Consider the following 17,421-nt stretch of genomic DNA (forward strand, 5'->3'; position numbering starts at 1 on the left):
GCGCAAGGCCGCTAGCGGCGCTTTTTCGGCGGCGGAGCGGGCTTTTCCGCGAGCGGGAGCACGCGTAATTCGGTCGGCAGGGGAGGCTTGCCTTCCACGGTCGCGCCGCCTTTGCCGAAGCGGTCCCACTGGCCGGTGGCGACATAAAGCAAGCTGTCCCCGTCGATGCTGCCCGAGCCGAGCTCAATCCAGGCGGGATGTGCGCTTTCCAGCACGCGCGTGTCGACGATCGAACGGCCATCGGGCGCCAAGCGGTGTGCCACAATCCGTGCCGGGCGCGTGCCGTTCTGTATCGCGATCAGTTCGCCATTATGCAGCCAGAGTCCGTCGGTGCCCTCCACGAAGGGCGAGTTGGGCGCGGGCAGACGATCGATGGCTCCGGTGCGCAGGTCGATCAAAGCCAAGCCATAGCCATAGTCGCTGACGTACAAGAACCGCCCGTCGGCACTGGCCGCCATGCCCTGGGCGGAGCGAAATGTTCCTGGTGCGATGAACTCACGCAGGCTCCCGTCGCCTTTCTGGCCGCGATAGATCGCCCCGTTCAGCGGGTCGGCGGCGAACAACGTGTCGCCCATGCCGAGAGCGATGTCGGACGGCGTCGCGTCGGCCGGCGCCGGGATGCGCCATGAAGCGCCGCCGACCGGGTCATAACCCACCAGTCCGCGAAAGGCGGCCTCGGGTTCGGCGGTCGGCTCGTAGGCTGCCGAGGTGAACCAGAGGGCTCCCTCGGGGTCCTGTACGATGCCGGCGTGGCTACCGCTCACCGACAGCGGGATGCGTTCCCAGCCTCCCTTACCGTCCTCGCGGAACGGTCCCCGAGAGGCGATGGCCGTTACGAATATGCGGCCTGACTTCTGCTCCCGCAGTGCCGCTTCGACGATATGGACGTTTTCGGGAACCGTGGCGGCAAGTGTGCTCGCCTCGCGGACGTCTTCCGGACGCAACGCCAGAGAAATCGGCTTGGGATAGCCGTTGGCCGCGAAAAACTGGTTGATCTGCGCTTCTGCGCTCTCGGAAAAGCGATAGCCACGGGCCTGGATGCGGTCGAGCAGTGCGTAAGCCGTTGGCGCATCTCCACCGCGAAGAAGCGCGTTGAAGTAGCGAACCTGCACCGCACCGCTATCCGGAAATTGCCCTGCGAGCTCTTCCAGCGCGGCCAGATCGATCAAGCGACTAGTCGCGGCGTCCACCTTCCGCCAGGTCCCCATCGTCACCCCGGCCGGCTCGACCAGCGCAGCGGTTGGCAGCGGAGGCTCGGACGGGGCACAGCCGACCAGCAGAGCGGCCAGCAGCACACCGGAAATGCGCGTCATTTCATCATGCCGCGGATCGCCTTGGCGGTCGCCGCGCCATACGGCGGCTTGAACCCGCCAAGCTTCGCGACGTCGATTTTGGGCTGGCTGTAGACGCTGCGCGCGTGGCTGAACTCGCGGAAGCCCTCGACTCCGTGATAGCTGCCCATGCCGGATGGCCCGACCCCGCCGAACGGCAGGTCTTCCATCGACACGTGGAACACCACGTCGTTGACCGTGACGCCGCCGGAAATAGTGCGGCTGAGCACCTTCTCGCGCTCGCCGCTGTCGTCGCCGAAGTAGTAGAGCCCAAGCGGGCGGTCGTGCGCATTCACATAATCGATCGCCTCGTCGATCGCCTTGTAGGTCTTCACCGGCAGGACCGGGCCGAATATCTCCTCCTGCATCGCCGCCATGTCATCGGTGACATTGCGCAAGATCGTAAGCGGCATCTTGCGCGCGTTCGACGAAGCGAAGTCCTCGTCCCCAGGATTCACCTCGACCACTTCGGCGCCCTTTTGGCGCGCGTCCTCGACAAGGCCCTTCAGGCGATCGAAGTGACGGTCGGAGACCACGCTGGCATAGTCGTCGTTGTCGAGCAGTTTCGGATACATTTCGTGCACCGCCAGTTCGACGGCGGCGACAGCTCCGTCCTCGACCTCCTCGGAGACGTAAAGATAGTCGGGCGCGAGGCATATCTGTCCAGCGTTCATCATCTTGCCGAGCGCGATGCGCTCCCCCGCCTTCTTGAGATCGGCGTCCTTACCGAGGAACACCGGCGACTTGCCGCCGAGCTCGAGGGTAACGGGCACGAGGTTCTTCGCCGCGGCCTCCATCACCTTGCGCCCCGTGGCGGTCGAGCCGGTGAAGACGAGGTGATCGAACGGCAGCTCGCTGAACGCGTGCGCCACCTCGGGGCCCCCGGTGATCACCGCGCACTCATCGTCCGAGAAGCGCTTGGCCACCAGTTCCGCCATCAGGTCGCTCGTGCGCTCGGTGAATTCGCTCGGCTTGATCATCGCCCGGTTACCCGCCGCGAACACCTGCATCAGCGGGCCGAAGCTCAGGTTCACGGGGAAATTCCATGGGCTGAGGATGCCGATCACGCCCTTCGGCTCGAAGCGTAGCTCGGCCTTCGCGCCGAGGAGACCGAGCGGAAACTGCGGCTTGCGCTTCTCGGCCTTCGACCACTTGCCCATGCGCTTGAGGCAGTACTTCCCGAAGCCGATCGTCCCCGCGATGTCTGTAATCATCGACTGCTGGATCGAGCGGCTCCCGAAGTCCGCGCTCATCGCCCGGCACAGCTCGTCGGCATTCTCCTTGAGCAGTCCCATTGCCCGCTCGACCCGGTCACGGCGTACCGAAAGCGGCTCAGGGCGCGCAGCGGTGAAGGCGTCGCGCTGCTTTTTTAACACGGCGCCCAGTTCGGGCTTTCGGTCCTCGGCCATTCTTCTTTCTCCGTCTCGATTTGCCACCGATGGTCGGCGAAATGCGGGGGCTTGGCAAGCGCGGAGAAAACGCTTTCCTACAAGGCCGAGGTCGTGCGACGCGGCAGCGATGAAGTCTGCCGATGCCCTGTCCGTGACCCTCAGTTGCCGGTGGATCGACTGCGGTCTGTTTTCTTCCCCTGAACAGTGTGCCAAGTGTGCCAAGTCCTACATTGGCCGCGCGCAAGACGAACTTGCCAGCGCCTCGATTGCCAATGCCGCAGTGCAGCATTAGACTTCACTGCAAGCCAGAACTGAAAGGTCCGCCATGCCCGCCTTCTCCGCCGCCGATCCTGTCGTCATTCTGTCCTACGCGCGCACCCCGATGGGCGGCATGCAGGGGGTCCTTGCGGACGTTTCGGCCACTGACCTGGGTGCCACCGCGGTCAAGGCCGCCGTCGAACGGGCGGGCGTCGAGGGTGCCGATATCGAGCGTATCTACATGGGCTGCGTGCTTCCGGCGGGACTAGGGCAAGCCCCTGCCCGCCAGGCCGCGCTCAAGGCGGGCCTGCCCAAATCTGTGCAGGCCACGACCGTCAACAAGGTCTGCGGCAGCGGCATGCAGACGATCATCATGGCCAGCGAGGCACTGGCGAGCGGCACTATGGACGTGGCCGTCGCCGGCGGCATGGAGAGCATGACCAATGCTCCTTACCTGCTGAAGAAGCACCGCAGCGGCGCGCGGATCGGCCATGACACCGCTTACGATCACATGTTCCTGGACGGACTCGAGGACGCGTACGAAGCGGGCCGCGCGATGGGCACGTTCGCGCAGGACACCGCGAACGAATACCAGCTTACCCGTGATAACATGGACGACTACTCGGTCGAATCGCTTCGCCGGGCGAACGAAGCGATCCAGTCGGGTGCGTTCGCCGACGAGATCGTCCCGGTAACCGTGATCAGCCGAAAGGGCGAAGTCTCGGTCGAAACCGACGAGCAGCCGCCCAAGGGAAATCCCGAAAAGCTGCGTCAGTTACGTGCCGCGTTCGCCAAGGATGGGACCATTACGGCCGCATCCTCCAGCTCGATCAGCGACGGCGCCGCAGCCGTGGTGCTGGCGCGCGAAAGCGTGGCCTCGGCGAAGGGCCTGGCCCCGGTCGCCCGGATCGTCGCGATGGCCGCGCATGCGCAGGAACCCAAGGACTTCACCATCGCCCCGGTTGGCGCGATCACCAAGGTCCTCGACAAGGCCGGCTGGACGGTCGGCGATGTCGACCTGTTCGAGGTCAACGAGGCATTCGCCTGCGTCGCGATGTTCGCAATGAAGGACCTCGGCATCCCGCACGAGAAGGTGAACGTCAATGGCGGCGCTACGGCGCTCGGCCACCCGATCGGCGCCAGCGGCACTCGCATCGTGGTGACGCTGCTCAACGCTCTCAAGCGGAAGGGCCTAAAGCGTGGGGTCGCGAGCCTGTGCATCGGCGGCGGCGAAGCAACGGCGGTGGCGGTCGAGCTCGCCTGATTTTGCGAATTGATAGGCAGCCCAAGCAGGCGTATCTCCCGCTGCCTCAATAGGGGAGAGAACTACCATGAAGAAGCTGATTGCACTGGCCGCTATCGCCACTCTTGCCGCTTGCGGCGAGCGCGCCGAGGAAGCCGCGCCTGCCGAAACCGCCGCTCCCGAGGCGACCACCGCGGCGGCGAGCGACGATCCCACCGGTACGTACACCGTCAAGATGGCCGACGGCACCACAGGCACGACGGTGATCAACGCCGACGGCACGTATGTCGACACCGACAAGGACGGCAAGCAGATCAAGGGCACGTTCGCGCGCAAGGACGGGAAGGACTGCTTTGACCCTGAAGGCGACGATCCCGAGGAATGCTGGACGGTAGCGCCGCCGGCCGCCGATGGCAGCGTAGTCGCCACTGCGCCCGACGGAAAAACTACGGTGACGGTGACCCGCAATGCGGACGCCGCAACGACGACGACAGCTCCGGTCCCGGCCGCGACCTGAAGCCAGGAAGGGGGCGGCCTTCAGCGGGCCGCCTCTACCCTCAGGGTTTACCGGCGCCCCATAAGCGGTCGGCGCGCATGAAGCCCGAACGCCCGTCGACATCGACCTCGCACCAGCCCTTCTCGCAATCGCCAAGCGCGGCGACGACACCAGGCTCGGCGTTCCACCTGAGCTTCGCAGTTGGGGCGGGCTCCCCGCGTATCGCCGCCAGCCCCTTGCCGATGACCAGCGCGCCTCGCTCCTTGCTTAGCAGGTTGGCGGTCACCCACCCTTCGGCGCCGTCGGGATCGCGGACCAGTCGCCAGCCTTCGTGTACCCGGATCACCTTGAGCGGCAGACCCGCTCGCCGATAGACCCAGCGAACCGGAAAGTCGCGACCCGGGCCGGCTCGCATATTGAGAACGTCTGCCTTGACCGAGGCCCAGTAAGGTACCTCCCGTTCCTGCGCGCTTGCGGCGGTCGCCAAGAATAGCGCGGCGGCGATGAAGGCATTTTGCATATCGGTCCGTGCGTTAGCGCGTTAACCTTTTCGCGCGCAAGGCTGCAGCGCTTGACCGCCCCGCCCCGTTCCCACTAGCCCACGAGCAGATGACCGATCTCCCCATCCCGCGCCGCACGGCAAAACCCAGGGTTGTGGTAACCCGCCATCTTTTGCCATCGGTTGAGGCGCGGTTGAGCGAACTGTTCGAGACGACGCTGAACGTGGCAGATGTGCCGCTCACGCGCGATCAGCTCGCCGCCGCGATGCGCGAGGCGGATGTACTCGTTCCCACTGTCACCGACCGCATCGACGCCGATCTCATCGCGCAGGCCGGTCCCGATCTTGGTTTAATCGCCAGCTTCGGCGCCGGCGTCGACCACATCGATCTCGCCGCAGCGCGGGGCCGCAGGATCATTGTCACCAACACGCCGGGGGTGTTTACCGACGATACCGCGGATCTGACAATGGCGCTAATCATCGGCGTTCCTCGCCGCCTGCGCGAGGGGACGGCGCTGATACGACGCCATGAATGGACCGGCTGGGCTCCTTCCGCCCTGCTCGGTCGAAAGCTGGGCGGCAAGATCCTCGGCATCGTCGGGATGGGCCGGATCGGACAGGCCGTTGCCTGGCGCGCGCGCGCGTTCGGGCTAACTATCCGCTACCACAATCGCCACCGCCTTCCCCAGGCCATAGAGAGCATGTTCGGAGCCGAATACGAGTCGGACCTGGACGCTCTTCTCCGCGAGGCGGACATCTTGTCGCTCCACTGCCCCGCGACCATCGAGACGCGCGGCATGCTCTCTGCCCAGCGCATCGCAGCGATGAAGCGGGGCGCGACGATCGTGAATACTGCGCGGGCCGATATGATCGACTACGAGGCGATGATCGCGGCGCTGGAAAGCGGCCATCTCGGCGGGGCTGGCCTCGACGTATTCCCTGAAGAACCAAAGGTTGACGACCGACTAGTCGCTCTTCCCAACGTCATTGCACAGCCGCACATCGGCAGCGCGACGATCGAGGGCCGCGAGGCGTCAGGCGAGAAGGTGATCGCCAACATACGCTTCTGGGCCGACGGCCACCGACCGCCGGACCAGGTACTCGACGGCCTCGTCTAGAGCCTTGCGCGCTTTGCCTGGTTCTGTACCTCGCAATTATGGATGATTTCGCCTCACGAATTGAAGCACTTGAGCACCGCTGGATGCGTGCTTGGATGGCGCGTGACAACGCAGACATGAAGCGGCTGGCGGCACGGGACCTTATCGTGCTGTTCGGGGCGGATAGAAGCGTAATCCTGGATCGGCCGAGCTGGCTCGACGCGGCCACCACCCGCCTCCGTTGTACCGGATACCGCTTCGGCACGGTGTACGTGCGGCGCCATGGCGGCGTCGCCATGTTCGCTGCGCGGGTGGAGATCGACGTCTCGCTCGACGGCATGCCGCTTATGAGCGCCGCGTTCTTCGCGGATGTCTGGCGGCGATCCAGAGTTAGCCGCCGATGGCATTTGATCGAGCGGGTGATCACGTCACCCCGCGGCGAGAGCGAGCTTCCCGCCGCAATCCAGTCTTTGCAGCACTGGCGCTGATCGACCGCGTCAGTCGCCCGTCAGGATCCGATCGACCAGTTCTTTCACCGTCGGTGTGAAATTGTTGGAATAGAATGGGTCCTGCTTGAAGCGGTAGGCAGCGTGGCCGGCAAACATCAGGTTTTCGTTGATCGGTCCGCCATGAGCGATGTCCTGCAGTGTCTTCTGGATGCAGAAACTGCGCGGATCGGCGAGACGACCGGTGGTATAATCGTCGTGATCCTTCCAGCTCGAGAACTGGCAGTGGCTCAGGCAGCCCATGCAGTCCTTCTGATCCTTTCGGATGACGTCCCGGCTTTCCGGGGTGACGTATACTATTGTATCGTCCGGCGTCTTCAGAGCTTCAGTAAAGCCCGCAGCGAACCAGCCAAGCGCCCGCTGATAATCAGCCGCGGCGACCCAGAAGTTCTTTCCTCGCACGCCGATATCGAGTTGGCGTGTGTGCTCGCCGGCCTCGACCTTGCTGAACGGGATTTGCCGTTCGGAGCGGTGAATGAGATCCCACAGAAAGTCGTTCTTCACCGCTGAGCTGTAGAACCCGGTAGGCGAGAATTTGTGAAGCAGGACGTCTCCGTCATCGAGGTGGCGAAGAGCCTCCTTCCACTCGAAAGGAATGGGACTTTCCTGGGTAAGCAACGGCCGGGTGCCGAACTGAAAGACGATCTTGCCGAGCTCCCGATTGTCGATCCAGTCGTTCCACTCGCGCAGAAACCAGACGCCACCCGCCATGACGATCGCAGTATCTTCGCTGACGCCCTCGGAGCGCATGGTTTCGCGTAGCGCCTTGACGCGCGGATAAGGGTCCTCCGGCTTCAGCGGATCCTCTGCGTTGCTCAGGCCATTGTGTCCGCCGGCGAGCCAGGGGTCTTCGTAGACCACGGCCGCCATCAGGTCGGCGACCTTGCTGTAGCTACGCTTCCACAGGGCGCGAAAAGCGCGCGCGGAGGAAATGATCGGCAAATATTGGACGTTGAATCGCTGCGCTATCTCGGCCAGCTTATATGGCATGCCGGCACCGCAGGTGACGCCGGTGACGAGGCCGCGGGTCTTCTCCAGCACCCCTTCGAGGACCTGCTGCGCGCCGCCCATCTCCCACAACACGTTAATGTTGATGGCGCCGTTGCCACCTGAGACGTCGTAGGCCCTGCGAACCTGCTCGACCGCCCCGTTGATCGCATAGCGGATCAGCTGTTCGTGACGTTCCACACGCGTAAGCTGATCATAAACTTGGGGAATGATTTTCCCCTCGGCGTCATAACTGTCGGCATTCACCGCGCTGACTGTGCCGATCCCTCCCGCGGCTGCCCATGCGCCCGAGCTCAAATGATTGGTCGCCGACACACCCTTACCGCCCTCGACAAGCGGCCAGACTTCGCGTCCTCCGTAGAGTATCGGCTGCAGCCCCTTAAACGTCATGTATGTGTCGTCGCTTTCTTGCGGATCAATGCGTGGCACCGCTGGAAGTGCCCGTATCGCGCCGGCAGGGCTTGATCGCCCCCGGTTCGGGCCTCGTAGCGGCTCGCTTGAATTGTGCATAGTACCCCGCCAGCTCCGGGGCATCCTCGAAGGCATCGAGCTTATAGCCGACCCGCTCGAGCTCACAGCTCAGCAGCAAGGGGTCGATGCCGTGCTGATCGGTCGGCCTATCCACATCCACTACGATCACTCGTCCGCCCGCCTTCAGGGAAGGCCATAATCGCCAGAGAAAGGCATATGGCTCCTGTACCTCGTGGTACATGTGAACCAGGAACACGCGATCGAAACTGCCTTCAGGCAACTTGGGGTCGTCGGGCGTGCCAAGCCGGATCGAGACATTCTCGAGCCGTTCGCGTTCGACTCTCTGGCCCAGGCGATTGAGCGCCTCGCGGTCGATGTCCTGGGCCAGAACGCGGCCGTTCGGGCCCACACGCTCGGCCAGCCGAACCGTGTAGTAGCCTTCGCCCGCACCGATATCGGCGACTGTCATGCCTGGGCGGATGTCGGCCAGGGCCATCACTCGGGCCGCTTCGCCTACGCTGTCACGCTGGGTTTCGGTCGAGAACTGGTTTCCAGATAGCTCCGAAACGTCGCGTTCGGCCCGCGGGAAGTCGCGCGCGGTCTCCGGCCGATCCCCGTCGCTCGTGGCGGTCATGTCGCAACCCGCCAGCGTCAGCAAGATAGCAAATTGGGCCGCCATCCGCATCAGTCGGCGTCCTCGACCTCGACGGTCTCGCCCGTCACGCGCTGGGCGAGCGCGGCCGAGATAAACGGATCCAGTGCGCCGTCTAGTATCTCGTCTGGAGTCGGTGACGTATGGCCGGTACGGAGATCTTTCACCATCTGGTACGGCTGCAGCACATAACTTCTGATCTGATGGCCCCAGCCAATCTCGGTCTTGCTAGCGTGCTCGGCGCTGGCGACCTCCTCGCGGCGGCGCATCTCGGCTTCGAACAGCCTTGCCTTGAGCATGTTCAGGGCAATTTCCCGGTTCTTGTGCTGGCTTCGGTCGATCTGACTGGCAACGATAATGCCGCTCGGAACATGGGTAATCCGGACCGCAGAGTCAGTAGTATTCACGTGTTGGCCGCCTGCGCCCGACGCGCGATAGGTGTCGATCTTCAAGTCGGCCGGATTGACCTCGATGTCGATGTTATCGTCGATGACCGGGTACACCCATACCGAGCTGAAGCTGGTATGCCGGCGCGCGCTGCTGTCATAAGGACTGATGCGGACGAGCCGGTGCACCCCGCTCTCGGTCTTGGCGTAACCGTATGCGTTCTCGCCTCGGATCAACAGCGTGGCGCTCTTGATTCCTGCCGCTTCCCCGGCGTGGTAATCGACCAGATCGACCTTGTATCCCTTGCGCTCGGCCCAGCGGGTGTACATCCGCTGCAACATCTCCGCCCAGTCCTGGCTTTCGGTGCCACCTGCACCGGCATGGATCTCCAGGTACGTATCGTTCGAGTCCGCCTCACCGGAAAGCAAGGCCTGGACCTTGTCTGCGTCGGCTCGATCGGCAAGCCGGGCGAGCGATTCCAGCCCTTCCCGCTCTATCTCGGCATCTCCTTCAGCTTCGCCCATGTCGACGAATTCGACGGCATCCGACATTTCGGCGCTGATCTCGTTGACTGTACCAATGGCGGCCTCGAGCCGGCGCCTTTCGCGCATAATGGCCTCGGCGCCCTTGGGATCGTTCCACAAGGTTGGGTCCTCGACCCGGGCGTTGAGCTCGTCTAGGCGACGTACGGCGCTTTCCCAGTCCAACGACTGGCGTACGAGCGCTAATGCGGCCTGGATACGGTCGATATAGGCCTGCCCTTCGGCACGCATGGAACAGGTCTCCGGCAGAATGGGTCCGCCGCTTAGCGGAGGCAGCCTTCTCGCGAAAGATGCGGCGTCAGCGCTTGTCGGCTTGAAGCTTCTTTACCGCAGCGAGGGTCAAGCGGACATGATCCTTGTAGTCGAGGTCGGAGTGCACGAACGCAACTCGCCCCTTTTTGTCGATCACGTAGCTCGTCCGTTCGGTCATGCCGGTGCTTTTGCCGTCGCGGACGAGTTCGACGTCGTAAGCTTTGACGATCTTGGGTGTGGCGGCCGCGACCGCGAATTTATCCCGGCATTCCTCTTTCGAGAAACGCCTGAGCGTTTCGACGTCGTCGTTGGACATGCCAATCACTGTCGCGCCGCTCTTCGCGAACTCGGCTGTGGCCTCTGCAAAAGCATTGGCCTCAAGCGTGCATCCCTTCGTAAACGCTTTAGGGTAGAAGTACAAAACAACGGGGCCCTTAGCGAGCGCACTTCGCAAGCTGAAAGCCTTCGCACTTCCTGCCATCGCTCCCTGAGCGCTGAACATCGGAGCCTTAGCTCCGATGGGCAACTCCGCCGCGCCGGGAACGGCCAGGACAGCCAACGCCGCCCCGACTATCATCGACTTCTTCATGGCGTTCCTGTCCCGTGCATCAATAGATTCCGCCTTGTTCGGCGACAAAGTCTTCCTTCGGTGCCTGCTCCACACGACGCGATGTCGTTGCCTGCGCGCGAGCCTGCCGGCCGCGCCGGATCAATTCAAGGATCTCGTTACGCTTCGCCGCGACCTCGTCCTGACGCGTAGCGCGCGGCGGTTCGGTATCTGGCTTGAATGCCTCCCAGATGACCGAAGCCATCGGGTCATCTGTCGGCCAGGCGTCGAAAACCCGCTTTCCACTACGCCGATCGATGCGAACCATCCGCACCCCCGCGGGCGCTACGATCGGATCGTCGGACCAGCGCTTGCGTGTCGCCTTCACGAAATCGATCATCATGGGCCCGGCGGTATTACCGCCTTGGACCCACCCGCCAAGGTTACGGGGCTTGTCGAAGCCGATGTACATGCCCGCCATCAGGTCCGGGCTGCCGCCCACGAACCATGCGTTTGTCGGCCCGCTGGTGGTGCCCGTCTTCCCGAAGAGCGGAAGTTCCAGCGCGCGCATCCGCACCGCGGTGCCGCGTTGAACAACGCCTTCGAGCATATGGACGACCTGATAGGCAGTGCGGGCGTCCATTACCTGCCGGCCAGTCGGCTTGAGGCGGGGCATCGCTTTCCCGTCCCATTCGGCCAGGTTGCAGCGGTTGCAGTCGCGCCTGTCGGCACGCCAGATGACCTTCCCCCGGCGGTCTTGCACGTAATCGATCAGCGAAGGGGTGTGCAGCCGCCCGTGGTTGGCCAGCGCCGAATAGGCGTTGACCATCTTCATGACGGTCGTGTCGCCAGCGCCGAGCGCGAATGACGGGTAATTCTCGTACTTGCCGATTCCCATCCGCTCGAAGGTGCGGGTGACGTTCGGCATCCCGGCTTCCATCGCAATGTGGACAGTCATGAGGTTTCGGCTCTGCTCAAGACCCCAGCGCATCGTGTGCACCCCGCCTCCCCCACCACCGAAGTTGCGGAAGCACTTCTCGCCCAGCGCAGCGCCCTGGTAGAAGCAATAAGCCTGGTCAGGCACCTCGCTCGCCGGGGTCATGCCCTGGTCGAGACCGGTTGCATAGACGAACGGCTTGATCGTTGAGCCGGGCTGGCGGAGCGCTTGGGTTGCTCGGTTGAAGTCAGACAACCGGCTGTCGAACCCGCCCTGGATGGCGAGCACACGGCCCGTCGCGGGCTCTTGCACGAGGAAGCCGCCCGACACTTCTGGCACGGTGCGCACAGCATACGAGTTGCCGGAAGGCGCTGCGGCCACCACATGACCGGCGCGCAGGCCATCCGGCAGGCCAGTCAGAGGCGCGGTTTCGCCGTCCGAGAACCCAATCGTCGCAGAAGAGCCGCTGCGCTGAGTGACCACTCCGATGCGCCAATCCTTGTAGTTTAGGCCCAAAGGCGATGCAGCCAGTTGCGACTGCCAGGTGTCGTCCGAGACATCGATCGTGGCGATTGGGCCCGACCAGCCCTTTCCTGCCGCGTAGCGCAGGATGCCGCCACGTAGCGCGTCACGCGCGGCGTTCTGCAGTTCGGGATCGAGTGAGGCGCGCACCCAAAGTCCGCCCGCGTAAACGCTGTTCTTGCCGTCCTCCGCCGTCTCGCCGAACTGTGCCATCAGTTGCCGGCGTGTATCTTCGAGGAAATATCCCGCATCGACCGACGGCACCGAGGATCGCGATGGCTTAAGCCCGAGCGGCTGCGCTTTTGCGGCCGCACCCTCGGCAACGGTAATGAAATCGTTCTCGATCATCTGATCGATCACAAAATTGCGGCGCGCTATCGCAAGTTCTTCGTTCTTCTTCCGGCCATAGCGCTCGGGCGCTTTGGGGAGGATGGCCAGAAAGGCCATTTCGTGTAGCTCGAGATCCTTCACATCCTTGTCGAAATAGGCGCGGCTGGCCGCCTGGACCCCATAGCTGCGCCGGCCGAGCGGTATTTCGTTGAGGTAAAGCTCGAGGATCTGCGGCTTAGTCAGAACGCCCTCGATGCGCCTCGCAAGGATCATTTCCTTAAGCTTGCGGGTAACCGAGTACTCGTCGCCCAGCAGGATGTTCTTGGCGACCTGCTGGGTGATGGTGGAACCGCCGACCGCTCGTTCACCGGACCCCACCTTGGTGGCGTAGTCCGCGACTGCCCCAAGCGTACCGAACAGGTCCACGCCTCCGTGGGTGAAGAAAGTCTTGTCCTCGGCCGCGAGATAAGCCTCGATCAGCTCGTTGGGAAAATCGGCATACTGTAGCTGGACCCGCCGCTCGCGAGCGTAGGAGTGGACTATTTCACCGTCCGATCCGCGCACGATCGTCGGCAAAGGCGGCTCGTAGTCGAGAAGGGTTTCGGCATCAGGGAGGTCGCTCGACAGGATCAGCCAGCCCAAGATGAAGACCAGCATCCCGGCGCCGAAAAGACTGGAAATCCAACGAAACCAACGCTTTTCGCGCCAGTTTCCTTTGAACCATGAAATCGCGCCATGCGTGTCGCGGCGGATTCGGTAGCGAAAATGTTCCAGGGTCGTGGTGTCGGCCATAATCGCGCGGGCCTTAGCACGGCGATTTCGCGTGGCGCCAGTAGGGACGGGCTATCCGCCGCTGGACTGGCGCGCAAAATAGATGCGGACCGACCGCGCGAGGACCGTCGCGAAGTTTCGTTGGCCGCCAGGCGAAACGAGCCTGGCTGCCTCCTCGCTGTCAGTTATGAAACCAGCCTCGTACAGCACGCTCGGGACGTCGGGCGCCCGAAGGACGGCGAGCGCCGCCGACCGGCGCGGTTCAGGATGAAACTTCAGTGTGCCGGCTCCCTCCCGCAGAATCAGACGCGCTAGTTCGGCGCTGCTCGACTGCGACCCGCGTCGGGAGAGATCCACCAGGATCGCGTTCACCGCGTCGCTCTGGTCGGACAGCGAGACTCCGTTCACCTGATCGACGTCGTTCTCGCGAGCGGCAAACCGCGCGGCGGACCGGCTCGATGCTTCTTCCGATAGCGTGTAGATGCTCGCGCCCGTCACCCCGCCTACCTCGCCGGACGAGTCCGCGTGGATCGAGAGGAAAAGATCGGCGTCCAGAGCTCGGGCGATCGCGAACCGTTCTTCAAGGACCAGGAATCGGTCCTCATCGCGCGTGAGTGCCACGCGGATACCACCGCCCCTCACAAGCTCATCGCGCAGCGCCGTGGAGAGTCCGAGAACCAGGTCCTTTTCCCGCAAGCCAGGTACGCTGGCGCCAGGATCATGGCCGCCATGGCCCGGATCGATAACAATCAGGGGGCGTGAATTGTCCTGCGGACCGTACACCCGCGGTAGGTCCAGCCGTTCGCCGCTGGCCGGAAGTTCGAAACGCATCACATATCCCCTGCCCAAGGTTGGCACGGGAAGGGTCAGACCAAGAGCATAGAGCGCAGCCAGCAGTGCCACCGGGGCGGTGAAGATCAGCCATAACTGGACACGCAGCGACATTGGCGCACAGGGTTACGGCGTGCGGGGGTGATCGCGCAATATAGTTGCCCCTCTTAACCCACGATGCTAGCAACTCGGCAACCGGGGCGAGCAGCCTTCGTGCCAGCCGAGCGCGCCACTCAATCGCCTCGACAAGCTTCGACCCGGCCTCCGAAGCGGTATTCGCTTCGGTCCAAGACGACCAGGTTGACGCAAGCAATGAGCCTTCCTTCCCCGCAGCCCACGCAATCGCCCAAGGGCGGCCGCGTGGAGCCTTCGGGCCGGGCACCGCAGACAGCGGATTGGCACGTCCTTGCAGACACATCACCCCGGCCTGCCGCTTATTCCAGCGCGGTCCGGTTCGCATTCGCCTTCCGCACCTATCGGCGCGGCGGCGGCTCACCAACAGCGCACGCGCCCTGCATTCCGCTCGATGGACATCGAGCGAGGCCGGTGCGTGCACGGAGATTTATCAATGGCTACGCGCATGCTTATCGATGCGCGCCACCCGGAAGAAACCCGGGTGGCGGTGATCCAAGGTAACCGGATTGAAGAGTTCGATTTTGAATCTGCCGAACACAAGCAGATCAAGGGCAATATCTATCTCGCGAAAGTAACTCGGGTCGAACCGTCGCTGCAGGCGGCGTTTGTCGATTTCGGCGGAAACCGGCACGGGTTTCTCGCTTTCGGCGAAATCCATCCCGACTATTACCAGATCCCCAAGGAAGACCGCGAGCGCTTGCTGGCCGAAGAGGCCGCCGCGATGGAGGAGGAGGCCGCGCTTCGCGCCGAGGAAGAAGAAGAAGGCCACTCCCCCGGCGAAGAATACGACGCCGACGACGAAACCGGGGAATCGTTCGTTGAAGAGATCGCCGAAGACGGTGTCGAAGAGATCGATACCTCTGAGAAGGACGATGTGGCGACGATCGAAGGCGGACACGTCGAGGATGCTGACGACGAGGATCGAGACGAAAGCCAGAACGGCGACGAAGATCGTGGCCGGGGCCGCGGTCGCGGCCGCAGGCAGGGCAAGGGCAGAAGCCGCGCCAAGGAAGTCGACGAGGTCCGCGCCAAGCGCATGGCCCTTCGCCGCCGTTACAAGATCCAGGATGTAATCCAGCGGCGGCAGGTTCTGTTGGTTCAGGTTGTCAAGGAAGAGCGCGGCAACAAGGGCGCAGCGCTGACCACATACCTCAGCCTCGCGGGTCGTTACTGCGTGCTCATGCCGAATTCGAGCCACGGCGGCGGCATCAGCCGCAAGATCAGTTCGGCAGCCGACCGCAAGAGGTTAAAGTCGATAGTCAGTGACCTCTCGCTGCCCAAGGCCATGGGACTGATCGTTCGCACGGCGGGCCTTCAACGCACGAAGCCGGAGATCAAGCGCGACTTCGATTATCTCGCCCGCCTGTGGGACGAAATCCGCGAGAACACACTGAAGTCGGTCGCCCCTGCCCTGATCCACTCGGACAGCGACCTCATCAAGCGCGCGATACGCGACATCTACAACAAGGAGATCGAGGAAGTCGTCGTTGAGGGCGAAGGCGGCTACAAGGCGGCGCGGGAGTTCATGAAGCTCCTAATGCCGAGCCACGCCCGCCGGGTGAAGGCCTACAGCGACCCTGTGCCGCTATTCCAGCGCTACGGAGCGGAAGACCAATTGCGGGCGATGTACGACCCGATGGTCCAGTTAAAATCGGGCGGCTATCTCGTCATCAATCCGACCGAGGCGCTGGTGTCGATCGACATCAACTCGGGCCGCTCCACCAAGGAGCACGGCATCGAGGCCACGGCGCTCAACACCAACCTCGAGGCAGCCCGCGAAATCGCCCGCCAGCTGCGTCTGCGTGACATGGCCGGTCTGGTGGTCATCGACTTCATCGACATGGAATACGGCTCGAACGTCCGTAAGGTCGAGAAGGCGATGAAAGATGCGCTTAGGAACGACCGCGCGCGCATCCAGGTCGGCCGCATATCAAGCTTCGGCCTGATGGAAATGAGCCGTCAGCGCCTGCGCACCGGCGTGCTCGAGGCGACCACGCGCGAGTGTCCGCACTGCGATGGCACCGGCCTTGTCCGCACGGCATCGTCGGCGGGGCTATCGGCCCTTCGCCTGATCGAAGACGAGGCAGCTCGGGGCAAGGGCACCGTAATCTCGCTGTTCGCCTCGACCGAGGCCGCAGTCTACCTGCTCAATGCCAAGCGCGCCGATCTCGCGGAGATCGAGGACCGTTATGGTGTGACCGTCGAAGTCTTGCCCGAAGGCGAGCAGGAGGGCGCCAAGATGCGCGTGGCCAGCAGCGGTCCGCGCCCGACCCAGACGCCGAAGTTCGCGCCGATTGTCGAGGAATTCGACGATGAGCCGATCGAGGATGACTTTGAGGAGCTTGAGGAGGAAGAAGCCGAAGTGCAGCCTCGTGAAGGGCGGCGCGAACGCGACGACGAAGGAGGTGGACGCAAACGCCGCCGTCGTGGTGGCGGACGTAATCGACGTGACGACGAAGAGCTCGATGCGCCGTCGGCCGCCGAGGAGACCGACAACGAGGCGGGTGACACCGGCCAGGAGCGGGAAGCCCCACGAGCGGAGCACGACGAAGAAGACCGGCCCAAGAAGCGCCGCCGCCGCGGTGGCCGCAGGCGCAGGGGTCGTGGACGCGGCGAAGGGGAAGGTGAAGGCGAAGAGTCGACTAACCGCGAAGATGCAGAGGCTTTTGAGGAAGCCGTCGAAGAGAGCATCGGCGAAAGCAGCGCGGTCGTTTCCGAGCCAGAGGCACCGGTCGACGAGCCCAAGAAGCGTAGTCGCCGTAAGAAGGTCGACCCGATCGTGGCTGAGGCTGCCGCGGTCGTTGAAGCCGCACCGGGCCCGGTTGCCGACCAGAAGCCCAAGCGCCCGCGTCGCAAGACGCCGGACGAGTCGACGCCTGTTGTCGAGGATGCGCCTGCGGTTGCGGAAGCACCGGCGGCCGAGGAAGTGCTGCCGAAGCCCAAGCGTTCGCGAGCTAAGAAGGCGGCGTCGGAAACGGCTGAAACCCAACCCGTCGCTGTGGCGCTTGAAGAACCGATCGCCGCAAACGACGCCAATGGTGACGCCGATGCCAAGAGCGGTAAGCGCGGATGGTGGCAGCGGACCTTCGGCGAGTGACAGACAGGTGAGCGGTGCAGCGCGCAGGGCAATGGCAATGCGCGCTGCACCACCACTGCTGTGACCGCGCCCATTTCAACTCTCGTACTTGCTGGCTCTCGGCCCGGCCCAGACCCGC

14 protein-coding genes are annotated in these 17,421 nt (G+C 63.6%); 5 read left to right on the forward strand and 9 right to left on the reverse strand.

The features are described 5' to 3' along the window. Positions 1 to 11: 11 nt before the first annotated feature. Entirely contained in the window at positions 12 to 1,313 is a 1,302-nt protein-coding gene (locus tag ACWPM1_RS08715; RefSeq protein WP_455694444.1) for a hypothetical protein, read from the reverse strand. Beyond that, on the reverse strand, positions 1,310 to 2,740 hold the full coding sequence (locus ACWPM1_RS08720; protein WP_455694445.1) for a coniferyl aldehyde dehydrogenase: 1,431 nt from the start codon (positions 2,738 to 2,740) through the stop codon (positions 1,310 to 1,312). Before ACWPM1_RS08720 ends, ACWPM1_RS08715 begins: the two co-directional genes overlap by 4 nt. A 307-nt stretch (positions 2,741 to 3,047) precedes the next feature. Here ACWPM1_RS08720 and ACWPM1_RS08725 point away from each other — a divergent pair, with 307 nt between their 5' ends. Both ACWPM1_RS08725 and ACWPM1_RS08730 read left to right on the forward strand, forming a co-directional pair. Continuing rightward, positions 3,048 to 4,244, forward strand: a complete 1,197-nt coding sequence (locus ACWPM1_RS08725) for a thiolase family protein (RefSeq protein WP_455694446.1) — start codon at positions 3,048 to 3,050, stop codon at positions 4,242 to 4,244. Between the two features lie 67 nt (positions 4,245 to 4,311). Next, positions 4,312 to 4,740: a hypothetical protein gene (locus ACWPM1_RS08730; protein ID WP_455694447.1), complete on the forward strand. Its 429-nt coding sequence runs from the start codon at positions 4,312 to 4,314 to the stop codon at positions 4,738 to 4,740. 40 nt (positions 4,741 to 4,780) lie between these two features. Here ACWPM1_RS08730 and ACWPM1_RS08735 read toward each other — a convergent pair whose 3' ends face one another. Beyond that, on the reverse strand, positions 4,781 to 5,239 hold the full coding sequence (locus ACWPM1_RS08735) for an SH3 domain-containing protein (protein WP_455694448.1): 459 nt from the start codon (positions 5,237 to 5,239) through the stop codon (positions 4,781 to 4,783). An 89-nt stretch (positions 5,240 to 5,328) separates the two neighbouring features. On the opposite strand from ACWPM1_RS08735, the gene ACWPM1_RS08740 reads away from it, so the two are divergent. Further along, on the forward strand, positions 5,329 to 6,336 hold the full coding sequence (locus ACWPM1_RS08740) for a 2-hydroxyacid dehydrogenase (protein ID WP_455694449.1): 1,008 nt from the start codon (positions 5,329 to 5,331) through the stop codon (positions 6,334 to 6,336). A gap of 38 nt (positions 6,337 to 6,374) precedes the next feature. Then, positions 6,375 to 6,803 (forward strand): DUF4440 domain-containing protein, encoded by a 429-nt coding sequence (locus tag ACWPM1_RS08745; RefSeq protein WP_455694450.1) that lies wholly within the window; start codon positions 6,375 to 6,377, stop codon positions 6,801 to 6,803. Between the two features lie 9 nt (positions 6,804 to 6,812). Here the strand turns inward: ACWPM1_RS08745 and ACWPM1_RS08750 are convergent, their stop codons facing one another. The 6 genes from ACWPM1_RS08750 to ACWPM1_RS08775 form a co-directional block, all read right to left on the reverse strand. Next, positions 6,813 to 8,219, reverse strand: coding sequence for an NAD(P)H-dependent flavin oxidoreductase (locus ACWPM1_RS08750; RefSeq protein WP_455694451.1), 1,407 nt, complete (start codon positions 8,217 to 8,219; stop codon positions 6,813 to 6,815). 25 nt (positions 8,220 to 8,244) lie between these two features. Further along, positions 8,245 to 8,985, reverse strand: a complete 741-nt coding sequence (locus tag ACWPM1_RS08755) for a class I SAM-dependent methyltransferase (protein WP_455694452.1) — start codon at positions 8,983 to 8,985, stop codon at positions 8,245 to 8,247. Then, entirely contained in the window at positions 8,985 to 10,112 is a 1,128-nt protein-coding gene (gene prfB / locus ACWPM1_RS08760) for a peptide chain release factor 2 (protein ID WP_455694453.1), read from the reverse strand. Before prfB ends, ACWPM1_RS08755 begins: the two co-directional genes overlap by 1 nt. Positions 10,113 to 10,179: 67 nt before the next feature. Further along, entirely contained in the window at positions 10,180 to 10,722 is a 543-nt protein-coding gene (locus ACWPM1_RS08765) for a peroxiredoxin (RefSeq protein ID WP_455694454.1), read from the reverse strand. A 19-nt stretch (positions 10,723 to 10,741) separates the two neighbouring features. Further along, positions 10,742 to 13,261, reverse strand: a complete 2,520-nt coding sequence (locus tag ACWPM1_RS08770) for a penicillin-binding protein 1A (RefSeq protein ID WP_455694455.1) — start codon at positions 13,259 to 13,261, stop codon at positions 10,742 to 10,744. A gap of 51 nt (positions 13,262 to 13,312) precedes the next feature. Next, positions 13,313 to 14,185 (reverse strand): N-acetylmuramoyl-L-alanine amidase family protein, encoded by an 873-nt coding sequence (locus ACWPM1_RS08775; RefSeq protein WP_455694456.1) that lies wholly within the window; start codon positions 14,183 to 14,185, stop codon positions 13,313 to 13,315. Positions 14,186 to 14,639: 454 nt separating this feature from the next. Here ACWPM1_RS08775 and ACWPM1_RS08780 point away from each other — a divergent pair, with 454 nt between their 5' ends. Continuing rightward, a complete protein-coding gene (locus tag ACWPM1_RS08780; protein ID WP_455694457.1) occupies positions 14,640 to 17,303 on the forward strand; it encodes an Rne/Rng family ribonuclease in 2,664 nt (887 codons plus the stop codon). The last annotated feature ends 118 nt before the right edge of the window (positions 17,304 to 17,421 follow it).

The organism is Tsuneonella sp. HG249, from assembly GCF_053819205.1.